This is a genomic window from Dellaglioa sp. CoH-56-MRSF-13, assembly GCF_056782095.1.
Map to the genome: position 1 here is coordinate 1 of NZ_JBXAYC010000018.1, position 905 is coordinate 905.

General features: G+C 58.0%; 1 protein-coding gene. It reads left to right on the forward strand.

Translation table 11 applies throughout. The features are described 5' to 3' along the window. Positions 1-169: 169 nt before the first annotated feature. Positions 170-905: DnaB-like helicase C-terminal domain-containing protein (locus AC1RP1_RS07585; protein ID WP_481762656.1), on the forward strand; the 736-nt coding region annotated here is incomplete at its 3' end.

Sequence of the window (905 nt, forward strand, 5' to 3'; positions counted from 1 at the left end):
GTGGAAGCACTGAAGGATTTTCGGCACGTGGTTATGGCGCGACCCTCGCATAACGAGACGGTGGCCAAATTCCCTGTGCGATACGCCGGGGTCGCGCCACCTACGGTCCCCGAAGCAGAGAACACGACGCACAGTAAATAAGAGTTAGCTCAACGATAGACCTAGATCAATGGCAACAAAAGCAAGTCCACGTGCAGAATTGGCGGCGCTCCGGGCGCTGACTCACAAAGACAAACGAGTTTCCGGTACCCTTCTTAGCCTTATCGACGAATCGTACTTCAACTATACGGAGAGCCAAGAGGTATACAGCGCGGTGCTGCGCCACATGCGGGAGACGGGAACGACACCGGCCTACCGATTGCTCATCGAGGACCCCGCGATATCGGAGGGCACGCGTAAATGGCTGCGCGATTCGCAGGCAACGGTCACGACCGTAGACGAGGCACAGAAATGTGCGCGACTCCTAAACAAGTACCGCCAAATCCGGCAACTTGAGGAACTGGCCGTCAACATCGACGCGACCCTGAATTCGAAGGGCAAACTCGATGTGGGAACGCTTCTGGAGGATACGGCACTGCGCCTGTCGAGCGCGCGTGCCACAAAGAGCACGAAAGACGCGTTCACCCACTTCGGGATGAACAACAATGCGACGGCACTGGTCCGCGACATCCTGTACGCCGAGTCCGGTGACGACATCATACCGACCGGCATTCCCGAATTCGATCGGCAGTCCGGGGGATTTGCTCGCGGCTCGATGGTCACCATCGCCGCAGGCTCAGGTGCCGGTAAATCGCTGTTTGCCAACGACATCGCGATCAAGATGGCTAGCGCCGGCTACAAGGTGCTGGTGGTTCCTCTCGAAATGAGTGCGAAGGAAACCACGGTGCGCGTCATGGCCAACGTCG